The 12,542-nt window shown below is 64.5% G+C and carries 10 protein-coding genes and 1 pseudogene; 4 read left to right on the top strand and 7 right to left on the bottom strand.

Annotated elements, in window-relative coordinates:
* The first annotated feature begins 186 nt into the window (after positions 1 to 186).
* Positions 187 to 1,086 carry an RNA polymerase sigma factor RpoH gene (rpoH, locus tag QA640_RS05880; RefSeq protein ID WP_283039802.1) on the top strand — a complete coding sequence of 300 codons (900 nt, stop codon included), beginning with the start codon at positions 187 to 189 and terminating at the stop codon, positions 1,084 to 1,086.
* Between the two features lie 283 nt (positions 1,087 to 1,369).
* Here rpoH and QA640_RS05875 read toward each other — a convergent pair whose 3' ends face one another.
* The 4 genes from QA640_RS05875 to QA640_RS05860 form a co-directional block, all read right to left on the bottom strand.
* Positions 1,370 to 1,993, bottom strand: coding sequence for a peptidoglycan recognition family protein (locus QA640_RS05875; RefSeq protein WP_283039801.1), 624 nt, complete (start codon positions 1,991 to 1,993; stop codon positions 1,370 to 1,372).
* Positions 1,994 to 2,032: 39 nt separating this feature from the next.
* Positions 2,033 to 3,247 carry a GGDEF domain-containing protein gene (locus QA640_RS05870; protein WP_283039800.1) on the bottom strand — a complete coding sequence of 405 codons (1,215 nt, stop codon included), beginning with the start codon at positions 3,245 to 3,247 and terminating at the stop codon, positions 2,033 to 2,035.
* A 660-nt stretch (positions 3,248 to 3,907) separates the two neighbouring features.
* Positions 3,908 to 4,519 carry a LysE family translocator gene (locus tag QA640_RS05865; RefSeq protein ID WP_283039799.1) on the bottom strand — a complete coding sequence of 204 codons (612 nt, stop codon included), beginning with the start codon at positions 4,517 to 4,519 and terminating at the stop codon, positions 3,908 to 3,910.
* Positions 4,520 to 4,573: 54 nt separating this feature from the next.
* Positions 4,574 to 4,948: a response regulator gene (locus QA640_RS05860; RefSeq protein WP_283039798.1), complete on the bottom strand. Its 375-nt coding sequence runs from the start codon at positions 4,946 to 4,948 to the stop codon at positions 4,574 to 4,576.
* 166 nt (positions 4,949 to 5,114) lie between these two features.
* On the opposite strand from QA640_RS05860, the pseudogene QA640_RS05855 reads away from it, so the two are divergent.
* Positions 5,115 to 5,477: pseudogene (locus tag QA640_RS05855) on the top strand (SDR family NAD(P)-dependent oxidoreductase); the annotation flags it as partial.
* A 187-nt stretch (positions 5,478 to 5,664) separates the two neighbouring features.
* Here the strand turns inward: QA640_RS05855 and QA640_RS05850 are convergent.
* The gene (locus QA640_RS05850) at positions 5,665 to 6,471 is read right to left on the bottom strand and encodes a lytic murein transglycosylase (RefSeq protein WP_283039797.1); all 807 of its coding nucleotides are present in this window, start codon (positions 6,469 to 6,471) and stop codon (positions 5,665 to 5,667) included.
* Between the two features lie 142 nt (positions 6,472 to 6,613).
* Between QA640_RS05850 and QA640_RS05845 the strand changes: the two genes are divergently transcribed.
* Positions 6,614 to 7,141, top strand: coding sequence for a hypothetical protein (locus tag QA640_RS05845; protein WP_283039796.1), 528 nt, complete (start codon positions 6,614 to 6,616; stop codon positions 7,139 to 7,141).
* 147 nt (positions 7,142 to 7,288) lie between these two features.
* The gene (locus QA640_RS05840) at positions 7,289 to 7,621 is read left to right on the top strand and encodes a hypothetical protein (protein ID WP_283039795.1); all 333 of its coding nucleotides are present in this window, start codon (positions 7,289 to 7,291) and stop codon (positions 7,619 to 7,621) included.
* A 372-nt stretch (positions 7,622 to 7,993) separates the two neighbouring features.
* On the opposite strand, the gene rpoD is transcribed toward QA640_RS05840, so the two are convergent.
* Together rpoD and dnaG are read right to left on the bottom strand one after the other, a co-directional pair.
* Entirely contained in the window at positions 7,994 to 10,153 is a 2,160-nt protein-coding gene (gene rpoD, locus QA640_RS05835) for an RNA polymerase sigma factor RpoD (RefSeq protein WP_283039794.1), read from the bottom strand.
* A gap of 380 nt (positions 10,154 to 10,533) precedes the next feature.
* Positions 10,534 to 12,540, bottom strand: a complete 2,007-nt coding sequence (gene dnaG / locus QA640_RS05830; protein ID WP_283039793.1) for a DNA primase — start codon at positions 12,538 to 12,540, stop codon at positions 10,534 to 10,536.
* Between the last annotated feature and the right edge of the window lie 2 nt (positions 12,541 to 12,542).

Raw genomic sequence — 12,542 nt, 5'->3', positions numbered from 1 at the left:
CAAAAAGTTATGGCAGCCACACGGGGACGTGACGTCAGTAATCCTTCCCTAAATGACCCCCGATGGGGTATATTGCGCCTGCGTTGAAAGATCGACGCGGAACATCGCAGTCCGGCCGGCTTTAACCAAGCGGTCGTCTGCCTGGCCCGCCGCTATCGGGGGCCTGAACCTTTGGAGGGCGCAAGTATGGCCCGTGCAGCTACATTGCCGGTTCTGAATGGAGAATCCGGCCTTTCCCGTTATCTCGCCGAGATCCGTAAGTTCCCCATGCTGGAACCCCAGCAGGAGTACATGCTCGCCAAGCGTTGGCGCGAGCATGACGATCGGGACGCGGCGCATCAACTCGTCACCAGCCACCTGCGGCTCGTGGCCAAGATCGCCATGGGCTATCGCGGCTACGGCCTGCCGATCTCCGAGGTCGTCTCGGAAGGCAATGTCGGCCTGATGCAGGCGGTGAAGCGATTCGAGCCCGAGAAGGGTTTTCGTCTCGCCACGTACGCCATGTGGTGGATCAAGGCGTCGATTCAAGAGTACATCCTGCGTTCCTGGTCGCTCGTGAAGATGGGCACCACCGCGAACCAGAAGAAGCTGTTCTTCAATCTGCGCAAGGCGAAGAGCAAGATCTCGGCGCTGGACGAGGGTGATCTGCACCCCGACCAGGTGAAGCTGATCGCGAACCGCCTCGGCGTCACGGCTCAGGACGTCATCGACATGAACCGCCGCCTTGGTGGCGACGCGTCGCTGAACGCGCCGATCCGCGACGACGGCGAGGCCGGCGAATGGCAGGACTGGCTGGTCGACACCTCGCCCAACCAGGAAGCCTTGATGGCCGAACACGAGGAATACGATCATCGCCGTGACGCCCTGAACGGTGCCATGGGCGTGCTCAATCCGCGCGAACGCCGCATCTTCGAGGCGCGGCGCCTTGCGGACGAGCCGATGACGCTGGAAGACCTCGCCGCCGAGTTCGGCGTGTCGCGCGAGCGCGTCCGCCAGATCGAGGTCCGTGCCTTCGAGAAGGTGCAGGCCGCGGTCAAGGGCACGATCGCGAAGCAGGAACAAGCAGCGCTGGAAGCCGCGCACTAAGCGCGAACTTTTTCAGCGCCAGACATTGGCGGATCCATAAGACAGAAAGGCCGGCGGTAACGCCGGCTTTTTTGTTTTGCTAGAACGCGACCACCATCTTGGTGTCATGCCCCGGCTTGCCGTCTTCGCTAACGCTTCGCCGCCCCAACACCGAAAGCCCGGCGAAGCCTTGGCGGAGCGGGGACCGGGGCATCCAGTACGCCGCAGCTTATCGATTCAATCACGACCGTCTCGGAGTACTGGATCGCCCGGTCAAGCCGGGCGATGACAGCGGCGGTGGCAGTCATTCTCCCCACACCCGTGCGAGCGTCGCGAGCCAGCAGCCTTCGCAGTAGCGTCCGTCCTTGAAGTCGATCCAGTTGTGCGCATAGACGTGGTCGAGCGGGATCGCGTAGCGCGTCCGCAGGACGCGAACGAGGATGCGCCACGCCGCAACCTGCGCCTCGGTCGGCCCGGTCGTCACATCCGGAAAATTGCCGGCGAACTCGACACCGATCGAGTTGTCCCGCACGACCTGATGGTAGGTTGCGGAGTTGTCGATGAAGGCGTTGTCGTTGCGGTTGGCGCCATCGCCATGGGTCGGCACGAGGCTCTCAGGGACGGCCCAATAGACCGTGCCGTCGGTCTCGACCCATATCGTGACGCCGCGCCGCGTCGGGTTCTTAGATTGCGCCAGCGCCCCCATGCGGGCCGATCCCGCCGGCCCTTCGGTCTGGTGCACGATGATGTTGCGCCAGGCATGGGCAGCGGTGACATCGCCCCAGGGCGCGAGCCAAACCATGTTCAGGCCGGGAATCGTCGGCGCGCCCGACGCCCGCGCTATTCTCGCGAGGTCGGGATCGGTTGCGGCGGCCGGAGCGAGCAGTGCAAACGCGGCGAGCAGCGCCGCGAGAGGGCGGGACAACATGAGGCGAGGCGGTCCGTTACGTCGCCACCCTAGCATGCGTTACGCGAACCTGGGTGCCGCTTCGGTTGGCAGTTGCGGCGCGTCCGGCTGGAGCGGCGGCGCCGGATCGTAGACCGCGAAATTGTTCTTGCCGCTTTTCTTGGCGGCATAGAGCGCATGGTCGGCGTTCGCTATCAGCCGGTCGGGAAATTGACCGATGCCGCGCTCCCACTGCGCGACCCCGATCGAGACCGCGATCGGAATCTCGCCTGTCGAGCAGGTTTCGGCGTCCCTGCGGCAGACCTCGAGCACGCGGCGGGCAATGAGCGCCCCCTCGGTCATGGTCGAGGACGGCAGCACGATGCAGAACTCGTCGCCGCCAGTGCGGGCGAGCATGTCGCCGGGCCTGAGGCGCGTCTGCGCCATCAGGGTGAAATGCTGCAGACAGGCATCGCCTGCGGCGTGTCCATGGGTGTCGTTGATGGTCTTGAAGCCGTCGAGATCGATGACCAGCAGCGAGAACGGCTCGCCGCGGCGCTCCGAGCGCGCGCATTCCTCGGTGAGGCGCTGCAGCAGGTGCCGCCGGTTGGCGACGCCGGTGAGGTCGTCGAGCAGCGCGAGATCGGCGACCTCGTTGCGCAGGCGGTCCATCGCCATCAACAGGAAGCCGAAATTGAGCGTCATCGACAGGAACAACGAGGCCAGCACCAGCATCGAATGGGCCTGGCCGCCGGCCAGCACGGAGAAGTCTCCGCCGAGCGCGTTGCCGATGACCCGCACGGCGAAGATCCCAATGATCGTGATGATGACGAGGCCGGCAAGCCGCGCTCCCGGATTGACCCGATCGTCCTGCTGCGACCACAGCAATTTCAAAGTCAGTGCAAGCGGCACCGACGCTCCCAGCGAGAAGCACAGCACGCGCAACTGCATGCTCGGATAGACAAACGCGAAAAGGGCGATCGCGGTGAGGCTGAGCCCCGCGATCAGGGCCGTTCCGCGCCAGGAGACCGGCCGATCATAGAAGCGGTGGATGCCCATGGCCGCGAGGCACGCGGCAAGGATCACGCCGAGCCCACCGGCCAGAAGCGGCAGGAGCGAGTCGACGAACAGTCGGAAGATTGCGGTCGAGGCGCCGCCCGCACCAACGAGGGCAGATGCAGTCCAGAACCGCGCCGCCTCGAGCTTGGGATAGGCGCGCACCACGTAGGCCCAGATCAGACCCAGCGCGAGGAAGTTGGTGACGAACACCGTCCAGATTGTCGGTACGTTCAGCATGGCGACCGCGCGACGCGCCTTGCCCCGCCCCCTTGGTTTGGCTTCTGCCGTTCGTCCATGACCATCCCCGTATTCTTGCGTGGAACAATGCGCCGATCGCGCTTAACGGAATCTCACTGCGACCTCCGAAAGCTGGCGTTTGGTTTTGGATTCATGAATGCGCCGCGCGGATTGCGACCTCGTTAAGGATGGCTCGGCGCAAGCGAGAGGCCGGCAGACGAGCGTGCGGCTGGCGGATTCGCGCGCAGAAAGCACCCGAAAATACGTAACAGCTGTGGATAACGTAATGACAGCGGCGTGACAGCGCGGGGCAGGCGCCCGCGAATCTGCTGAGTTTAGCGTCGAGGATGTTGCGAGGCTGGCCCTCCGCCGAGCATCCCTCGTGTCGCGTTCCACCATTAACCCTTGAGAGGATACTATGGCTAAGAAAGCGAAGAAGGCGAAGAAGGCGAAGAAGGCCAAGAAGGCCAAGAAGAAGTAACGCTGCTTCTTGTTCTTTGCCCGGGTGGAGCCTCGCTCCGCCCGGGCGTCGGTGGGGCGAGTTTAAGGACGGCGGGCGCAAGGCCCGCTTTTTTATTGGCCAGACTTCGGCTGCCTCAATCCCTCTCCCCGCATCCGCCTTCGCTGAAGCTTCGGCGGGACGCGGGCGAGGTGAAAAGCCTATCGCTCCGCAAACGCCAGCTTCGCGCCGAGCGCGGCAAAACCGGCGGCGAAGCTGCGGCGCAGCCAGGCCATGACACGGGGGCGGGACATGACGCGCTCGCGCAACGAGGCGGCAAACAGGCCGTAGACCACGAATACGGCAAAGGTCATCGCCATGAAGGCGCCGCTCAATTCGAGCATCCGCGCCAGCACGTGGGCCTCGTCTGTCGCGATGAATTGCGGGAGAAAGGCGAGGAAGAAGATCGAGAGCTTTGGATTGAGGATGTTGATCAAAAAGCCGGTGACGATCACCCGCCAGCTCGAACGCTCCGCGATCCGGTCCTCCACCGCCAGCGCCCCGGTCTCGCGCAGCGCCTGCCAGGACATGTAGAGCAGGTACACCACCCCGCACCATTTCAGCGCTGAAAAGGCGAGCGCGCTGGTGTGGAGCACCGCGGCGAGCCCAAGCATCGCCGCCGTCATATGCGGCACGATGCCGAGCGTGCAGCCGAAGGCGGCGGCGACGCTCGCCCGCGAGCCGCGCGTCAAAGCCGCCGCCAGCGTGTAGAGCACGCCGGTGCCGGGCGAAGCGATCACGATCAGGGAGGTGAGCAGGAATGACCAGGTCATGATCCGACCTTACCATTGCCGCTCACCGCGAAAAGCGTGCTCAGCAACGGGTCGTCAGGATAGCTGGGCCGCCTCCGCCTCGCGCAGCACGTCCAGTGGCGCCCAGGGCTTGGCCCAGAACTTGGCGCCATCAGGCAAGGGCTGGGTCAGTGGACGCCCGGAGGTGACGACGACGTCCAGTCTTGGGTTGCGCTCCTTGGCGATGCGGGCGAGTTCGACCCCATCGGTGCGGCCTGCGAGCTGCACGTCTGTCATGAGGAAACACAGCGTGCCCGCAGCCACGTCGAGAACGTGCCGGGCATCCTCGCCGCTTGCGCACTGGATGACGTGATAGCCGCTCTCCTCCAGGAGAAGGCTCAGCATCTCACGCTGCATGTCGTCGTCTTCAACGATCAGTGCGACCGAACGAAAGGGCGTTGCTTGTCCCATAGGCCTGCTCCTGGACTTGCTGCGAACCAGATCGTCAAAATCGGTTGTGAGCTAAGCCGAAAAGGTACTGGATGGTTCGGTTCCAAATTGAGAAAGTCGTGGGGAACTCGATGCAATAGGCGCAGCCGCGCATTCGCCCGTGTCATTTCTCATCGACGGAAGGATCATGACAGCGATCCGCGGCGCCGCCGCCATCACGGGAGCTGCGAGCGGCATCGGCCGCGCGCTGGCAATCGAGTTCTGCCGGCGCGGCTGCGACGTTGCGCTCGCCGACCGCGACGAGGCCGGGCTGAAGACGCTGGCCGCCGAGATCGGCGGCAGCCGGAAGGTCAGCGTGCACCGTATCGATGTCGGCGAGGCCGAGGACGTCGCGCGGTTCGCGACCGAGGCGGTCGCGGCGCATCCCGCGCTCAACATCCTCGTCAACAATGCCGGCGTCGCGCTGCTCGGCTCGTTCGAGGAGATCGATCAGGCGCAGAGGGAGTGGCTGTTCGACATCAATTTCTGGGGCGTGGTGCACGGCACGCGCGGTCGCACGCCCAGTGCGCAATTGCGCACAAGGCGGGCGATGACATCGAGAGTATGGGACGCACGCGCCACAAGCTCGTCATTGCGAGCGCAGCGAAGCAATCCAGAAATGCATCCGCGGAAAGACTCGGTCGGCCCTCGGCCGGTGCTCAACTCGCAATGACGATGGTTGAGGCCTTCGCCGCCCCTCACTGCCCCATCAGCCGATCGGCAAAATATCCGATGGTCTTGCGATAGATCAGCGCCCTGTTCCACTCGCGCATCGCTTCGAAATTGGCGGAGCCTTCGCCGTAGGGCTGGCCCATCTTGAAGCCGTTGGTGTGCAAGAGGTTCGCGGTCGAGGCGAGCACGTCGGCGACGCTGTGGCGGAGGTCCACGCGCCCGTCGCCGTCGAAATCGACGCCGTACTTGATGTAGGACGACGGCAGGAACTGCGTCTGCCCGATCTCGCCGGCGTAGGCGCCAATCAGGTCGCGCAGCGGCAGGTCGCCGCGCTGCACGATCTTGAGCGCTGCGAGCAGTTCGCCCTGGAACAGCTCGGTGCGGCGGCAATCATGTGCGAGGGTTGCGAGCGTGCGGATCACCGGCAGCTTGCCCATATCGCCCTTGCCGAAATCGCTCTCCAGACCCCAGATCGCGACCAGGATCTGCCGGGGCACGCCGAACTGCTGCTCGATACGCGAGAGCAACGCGGCGTGGCGCTGCAAGAGCGCGCGGCCACCATTGATGCGGCCAGCGCCGACGCGGGTCGAGACATACTGCTCAAAACTCTTGTTGAAGGTGTAGCGCTGGCGCCGGTCGAAGGCGAGCACCGCGCCGTCCTCGGTCACCCCGCTGAACGCCGCGCCGGTCACGCTCGCCGACACGCCCGCGGCCTGCGCTTCCGAAGCCATGCCGGCGAGAAAGCTATTGAAGTCGCCGCCGCAGCGAGCGGCCTGCGCCGGGCCGCTCGCCAAAAGACCGACGAACGCGACGGCCAGACCTAATCTCAGCATGTCAGAAATCCCTCAAGACCTTGCGCGAAGCGCGCGGGCGATCATGCCCGGGAACATTGCGACCGTCAAAGCAGTGCGGTTGATCCGCGTCAATATCTGCCCGCGCCAGCCTTTCTAGACTGGCCCGAAAAGGGAGAGGCGCATGATCGGAATCACATTGACCGCGGACCAGATCCGCAACGCGCCGGCGCCGGTGCGGCAATGGATCGAGCAGCAGGTGAGCGCTTCGCTGGGGCCAGTGCCGCAAGCCCCTCGCGCCACGCCGCCGCAGGCCGCCCATCTCGTCGCTTGCAGCGTCGAGGACATCGCCGGCATCCTCGACCACATCCGCGGTGTCTTCCCGGCGGTCAACGTGCTGTTCGAATTCGGCCGGCCCGGCATCACCTATGGTCCCTCCACGGTGATGGCGTTCCGCCTGATCGACATCCTGCATCACACGCGGCTCGAGGACGTCGGCCAGGTCATGACGTGCCTGGAGATGATCAACGAGGCGCTGACGGTGGTGAAGAGCGACGCATCCGTGCGGTTCTGCGGCTTCGACAATGAGGGCCACTGCTTCATCGCGCCGCCGACGCAAGCGAGCATCGCCACGCTGTGGCAGACCATGCTCGCGCGGCAGCCGGCGGCGCGAGAGAACGAGGAGGCCAACCGCGTCGCGCCGGCGGCGTGAGGCAGCGCGCCTCTTCCTCGTCATTCCGGGGGCGGCCCGAAGGTCCGAGCGCGAAATGACAGTGGAGATATCTGTACGCCAGCGGGTTGAGGCTTTGCGCGGCGGTGCTAGGTTCGATCCGCCCAAGCGAGCTTGAATTGATCGGCCATGCCCAACGACATCGAACCAAGGCGCCTTGCGCTCCTGCGCACTCCCCTGTTCCGCCTGCTCGCGATCAACCTCGCGATCGGCGCCTGCGCCGCGACGCTGCTGGTCGGCGGGCTGCTGCTCATCAATCCCGCGCACTTGCGTGATCTCATCTTCGCCGACAGTTCGCCGGTCGTCGCGATTTTCCTCCTGCTCGGCTCCTTCGTCGTCACTTTCGGCTCGGCCGCGATGGGCAGCGCTATCATGGCGCAGGAACGCAAGGAGGATGACGGCGGAGGCGGCGGTGGAAAGTTGCACCTGGCACCGCAGAAACTGAGCGACGAGGCGCGTTAGCGCGCATGCGTGGTCGAATGGGCCATTGACGGATGATGGAATCGATGCAGCTTGCTGCCGCTGCATACAAATGCGGTGGGTTCCAATCGCGGCGCCGTGATCGAGACAGCACGGCAGGCCAAGCAAATTGCTCGAATTCGCCCGCGCCAAGTTGCAGATGCGATCAACAGATGTTTATCGCGTTCGCTGCGTCACTGTTCCGTCACGATTTACCTTGCCACCACATCGATCCGGCGGTACACTTCTATCTTAAGTTGTCGTCCCTGCCAGCCCCGGGCGATGCTGAAGACCAAGAAATAAACGGCGGGCTTTCGGCCCGCCGTTTATTGAGTCTGAGGCCAAGCCTGAACCCGGCGGCCAATTCATCTCGCATCAGTTATCCAAGAAACTCCGCAGCTTCCGGCTCCTTGACGGATGCTTCAGCTTGCGCAGCGCCTTGGCTTCGATCTGGCGGATACGTTCGCGGGTGACCGAGAACTGCTGGCCGACTTCTTCCAGCGTGTGATCGGTGTTCATGCCGATGCCGAAGCGCATGCGCAGCACGCGCTCTTCGCGCGGCGTGAGCGAGGCGAGCACGCGCGTGGTGGTCTCGCGCAGGTTCGACTGGATCGCGGCGTCGATCGGCAGGATCGCGTTCTTGTCCTCGATGAAATCGCCGAGGTGCGAATCCTCTTCGTCACCGACGGGGGTTTCGAGCGACAACGGCTCCTTGGCGATCTTGAGGACCTTGCGCACCTTCTCGAGGGGCATGCCGAGCTTCTCGGCGAGCTCTTCCGGGGTCGGCTCGCGGCCGATCTCGTTGAGCATCTGGCGCGAGGTGCGCACGATCTTGTTGATCGTCTCGATCATGTGCACGGGGATACGGATGGTGCGCGCCTGGTCCGCAATCGAGCGGGTGATCGCCTGCCGGATCCACCACGTCGCATAGGTCGAGAACTTGTAGCCGCGGCGGTACTCGAACTTGTCGACCGCCTTCATCAGGCCGATGTTGCCTTCCTGGATCAGGTCGAGGAACTGAAGGCCGCGGTTGGTGTACTTCTTGGCGATCGAGATCACGAGGCGGAGATTGGCTTCCACCATCTCCTTCTTGGCCTGGCGGGCTTCGCGCTCGCCCTTCTGCACGGAGTGCACGATCTTGCGGAACTCGCCGATCTCGAGACCCGTGAGCGCCGCAAGCTGATGAACCTCGTGGCGCAGGTCCTTGATGCGGTCCTTCTCGTGCTGGACGAAATTCTTCCAGCCCTTGGCCGAAAGCTTCGAGACGCGGTTGAGCCAGCGCGGATCGAGCTCCGAGCCGGTGTAGTTGCGCAGGAAGTCGTCGCGCGCGACGCCATGGCTGTCGGCAAGACGCATCAGGCGCCCCTCGTGCGAGACGAGGCGCTTGTTGATGTCGTAGAGCTGCTCGACGAGTGAATCGATGCGCGCCTGGTTGAGGCGCAGCGACTTCACCTCGACGATGATCTCGTCCTTCAGCTTCCTGTACTTGCGCTCCTGATGCGGCGAGAGCGACGGGCCATGCGATGTGCTCTCGAGCTGGTTCTGGATGTCCTGCTCCTGGAGCTTGCGCAGCTTCTTGTAGTTGTCAGCGATCTTGTCGAAGATCTCGACGACCTTCGGCTTGAGCTCGGCCTCGATCGCCGCGAGCGACATCTGGTTCTCGAACTCGTCGTCCTCGTCCATGTCGGCTTCGGCGGCGGCTTCCCCCGGATCCTTCTCGACCTCGGTGCCATTGCCGACGCCGGGCGCGGGACGGAACGGGGTCGGCGACGGCGGCGCGGCGGGCGGGGCAACATGGGCCGGCGCTGCGGCAGTCGCTGCAACGGCTTCACCGCCTTCGGCCGGCACTTCGCCGTTCTCGCCTGCGGGGCCGCCGATCATCGCGGTGTTCATGCCGCCCTTGGCATCCGGGCCGGCATAGGTCGCTTCGAGATCGATGATGTCGCGGAGGAAGATCTTGCCTTCGTTGAGCTCGTCGCGCCAGATGATGATGGCTTGGAAGGTCAGCGGGCTTTCGCAGAGGCCCGCGATCATCGCCTCACGGCCGGCCTCGATGCGCTTGGCGATCGCGATTTCGCCTTCGCGAGACAAGAGCTCGACCGTGCCCATCTCGCGCAGATACATGCGCACGGGATCGTCGGTGCGCTCGCCCGGCTCGCTCTTCTTGACCTCGGTAACGGCCTTCTGGGTGACCTCGACGAGCTCGTTGTCGGTCTCGTCCTCGCCGCCCTCGTCCTTGTCGTCCTCGCCTTCACTGTCGTCGGCTTCGGTGACGTTGATGCCCATGTCCGAGAGCATGGACATGATGTCCTCGATCTGCTCGGGCGAGGTCTGGTCGGACGGCAAGACTTCGTTGAGTTGATCAAAGGTCACGAAGCCGCGTTTCTTGGCCTGCTTGATCATCTTCTTCACTGCAGCGTCGGACAGGTCGAGCAACGGCGAGGGCGCGTCCTGGGAGTCCTTCTCGGGAGCGTCCGCTGCCTTGTCGTCTTTTTCCTTGTCCTTCGCCTGCAGCGTCTTTGCCTTGGTGGCCATCCATTGCTCCTAAACGCGCTTCATACAGGCGGCCCGCACGGCGCCTGCCTGAATTCACTTGAACCTGTTTTCGACGCTCTCGCTTCGTCAGCTCTCGACACGGAAAGGGCGGCGCAAACCTTTTTTCGCCACCCCAGAACTTCTCTCGCCGGATTTGCCTAACGCTTCGTGAGCCCCTTTTGTCGCCGGCGAATGCAGGTAGAGTGCCAAACAGCGAATGCGCGGATTTATTCCTGACGCGTCTGTTATGCCTGCGGCCGCCTGTTGGCCAAAGTGCTACAAGACCGTTAAGCCTCGATTAACCCTGTTTCTGCCGCCAAACCTTGGATTTGGCGAGTCTTTTCGCGGTTCCGGCCCCGGCTGTCCGCATGATTGTTGTGTCATACGCTCTTCTGAAACCGGCCCGACAGCTCGCCAAAACCCTCGATCAGGGCTTCGGTGCCGTCGACCTCGGCCATCCGGGCCTTGACGTCACGCAGCCACGCCAAATTGGCCTCGCTGGGGTCTTCCCCCAAGGCCAGCTCGGCGTCTTTCAGCTCCCTAAGTAGTGAATGCCACTGCCGATGCAAGGCGACGAGCTGATTCCAAGTCGCAAGAACGTCATCCCGCGCTGCGCCCTCGCGCGCCCCGAACACCGCCTGGGTCGTGATGACACGCTCAACCCTTTGAAGTAGTGGGGAAAATCCGCTCCGATCGAGGTCTGCGCGCATTTTCTCGGCCTGCTCGCTCGGGTCCGGGCTGTGGTGGTGGTCGTTGGCAAAGGCCGCGATGATGCCGGCGCGGAGCTTGTGGGCCTCCGGGTGCGCCAGTTCCAGAGCCGCCACCTCCTCCAGATGGTCATGCAGCAGCCAGGGGTGATTGATCAGGCTTTGCAGGATCAAGGCCTCCCGGCGGGAGATGGCGCTGCGCTGTCCGCGCATGATCGGGCTTGCGGCAAGCTGCGGGCTCGCCGCCTGGTAAGGCCCTGAGGGGAGCGAGGTGGGAATCGGGCCGCCGCGGCGCCCCTGGCCGGCGAATCGATTCGCGCCGCCCCCGCCGCGGGGCTGAAAGGAGCGGCCGGGCTGCGAGTGGAAATTGCCGCGCCCGGCGAATCCGCTGCGCCCGCCACTTTCAGGCGCAAAGGTGCGCTGGAGGCGCTCGGCGAGATCCTGGCGATAGTAACGCCGCACGACCTCGTCGCGGATACCGTTGCTGAGCTCGTTGATGCGCGCTTCCAGCGCCGCACGGCGCTCGGGCGTGACGAAGCTGCCGCCTTCGAGTTCGCGCGACCAGATCACGTCTGCAAGCGGGCGCGCCGCCGCGATCACCTCCTCGACCGCGCCGCGGCCACTGGTGCGCACGAGGTCGTCGGGGTCCTGTCCCTCCGGCAGCAGCGCAAAGCGCAGGCTCTTCCCGGGCGCGAGGAAAGGCAGCGCGAGATCGGCGGCGCGGTAGGCGGCCTTCTGGCCAGCCTTGTCGCCGTCGAAGCAGAGGATCGGCTCGTCAGCCATCTTCCAGAGCAGCGCGAGCTGGCTTTCGGTCAATGCAGTGCCGAGCGGCGCCACCGCACCGGCAAAGCCCGCCGTGACCATCGCAATCACGTCGACGTAGCCTTCAACCACGATCAGCGCGGCACCGTCATGCGTGGCTTTCCGCGCGGTGGCGTGGTTGTAGAGATTGTCGCCCTTGTGGAAGAGCGGCGTCTCCGGCGAGTTCAGGTATTTTGCCGGAACGTCCTTCTCGAGCGCCCGCCCGCCAAAGGCGATGACACGCCCACGCAAGTCGGTAATCGGAAACATCACGCGATCGCGGAAGCGATCGTAGGGCACCGGGATGTCGTTGCCGGCCACGAGCAGCCCGGTCTCGATCATGTCCTCGACCGAGACGCCCTGCTTGCCGAGATGCTCCTTCAGCGCGAAGCGTTCCGGCGGCGGCGGCGCGTAGCCGAGGCGAAACTGCAATTGCGTCGCCGGCGAGATCGCGCGGTCGGCGAGATAGCCGCGCGCCTTTGCGCCCAACCGCGAGGCCAGCGTCTCCGCGAAGAATTTTGCCGCAAGATCCATCACCTCGTGCAGCGTCCGGCGCCGCTGCTCGTGCCGCGCGGCATCCGGGGTCGCCGCCGGCAGCGGCAGGCCGGCCATGTTCGCGAGCCGCTCGACCGCCTCGCCGAACGGCAGGCCCTCGGTCTCCATCACGAAGTTGATGATGTCGCCGTGCTTGCCCGAGGAGAAGTCGTGGTAAAAACCCTTCTGGTCGTTGACGTAGAAGGACGGCGTCTTCTCCTGCTGGAACGGCGAGAGCCCCTTCCACTCCCGCCCTGCCTTCTTCAGCTTCACGCGCTTGCCCACGACTTCGGAGACCGAAAGCCGGGCACGCAGCTCGTCGAGGAATTGGGGTGTGAAGCGCATAC

The sequence above is a fragment of the Bradyrhizobium sp. CB82 genome, from assembly GCF_029714405.1.
Lineage (GTDB): Bacteria > Pseudomonadota > Alphaproteobacteria > Rhizobiales > Xanthobacteraceae > Bradyrhizobium.
The sequence above is the reverse complement of the archived record's forward strand: the minus strand, read 5'-3'. Positions and strand labels throughout refer to the sequence as shown.

Excerpts from the sequence above, each read along its gene's own strand:
- QA640_RS05850 (WP_283039797.1), bottom strand. The coding sequence starts at position 6,471 with ATGCTGAGATTAGGTCTGGCCGTCGCGTTCGTCGGTCTTTTGGCGAGC.
- rpoD (WP_283039794.1), bottom strand. The coding sequence starts at position 10,153 with ATGGCCACCAAGGCAAAGACGCTGCAGGCGAAGGACAAGGAAAAAGAC.
- dnaG (WP_283039793.1), bottom strand. The coding sequence starts at position 12,540 with ATGCGCTTCACACCCCAATTCCTCGACGAGCTGCGTGCCCGGCTTTCG.
- QA640_RS05865 (WP_283039799.1), bottom strand. The coding sequence starts at position 4,519 with ATGACCTGGTCATTCCTGCTCACCTCCCTGATCGTGATCGCTTCGCCC.
- QA640_RS05845 (WP_283039796.1), top strand. The coding sequence starts at position 6,614 with ATGATCGGAATCACATTGACCGCGGACCAGATCCGCAACGCGCCGGCG.
- QA640_RS05875 (WP_283039801.1), bottom strand. The coding sequence starts at position 1,993 with ATGTTGTCCCGCCCTCTCGCGGCGCTGCTCGCCGCGTTTGCACTGCTC.
- QA640_RS05860 (WP_283039798.1), bottom strand. The coding sequence starts at position 4,948 with ATGGGACAAGCAACGCCCTTTCGTTCGGTCGCACTGATCGTTGAAGAC.
- rpoH (WP_283039802.1), top strand. The coding sequence starts at position 187 with ATGGCCCGTGCAGCTACATTGCCGGTTCTGAATGGAGAATCCGGCCTT.
- QA640_RS05870 (WP_283039800.1), bottom strand. The coding sequence starts at position 3,247 with ATGCTGAACGTACCGACAATCTGGACGGTGTTCGTCACCAACTTCCTC.
- QA640_RS05840 (WP_283039795.1), top strand. The coding sequence starts at position 7,289 with ATGCCCAACGACATCGAACCAAGGCGCCTTGCGCTCCTGCGCACTCCC.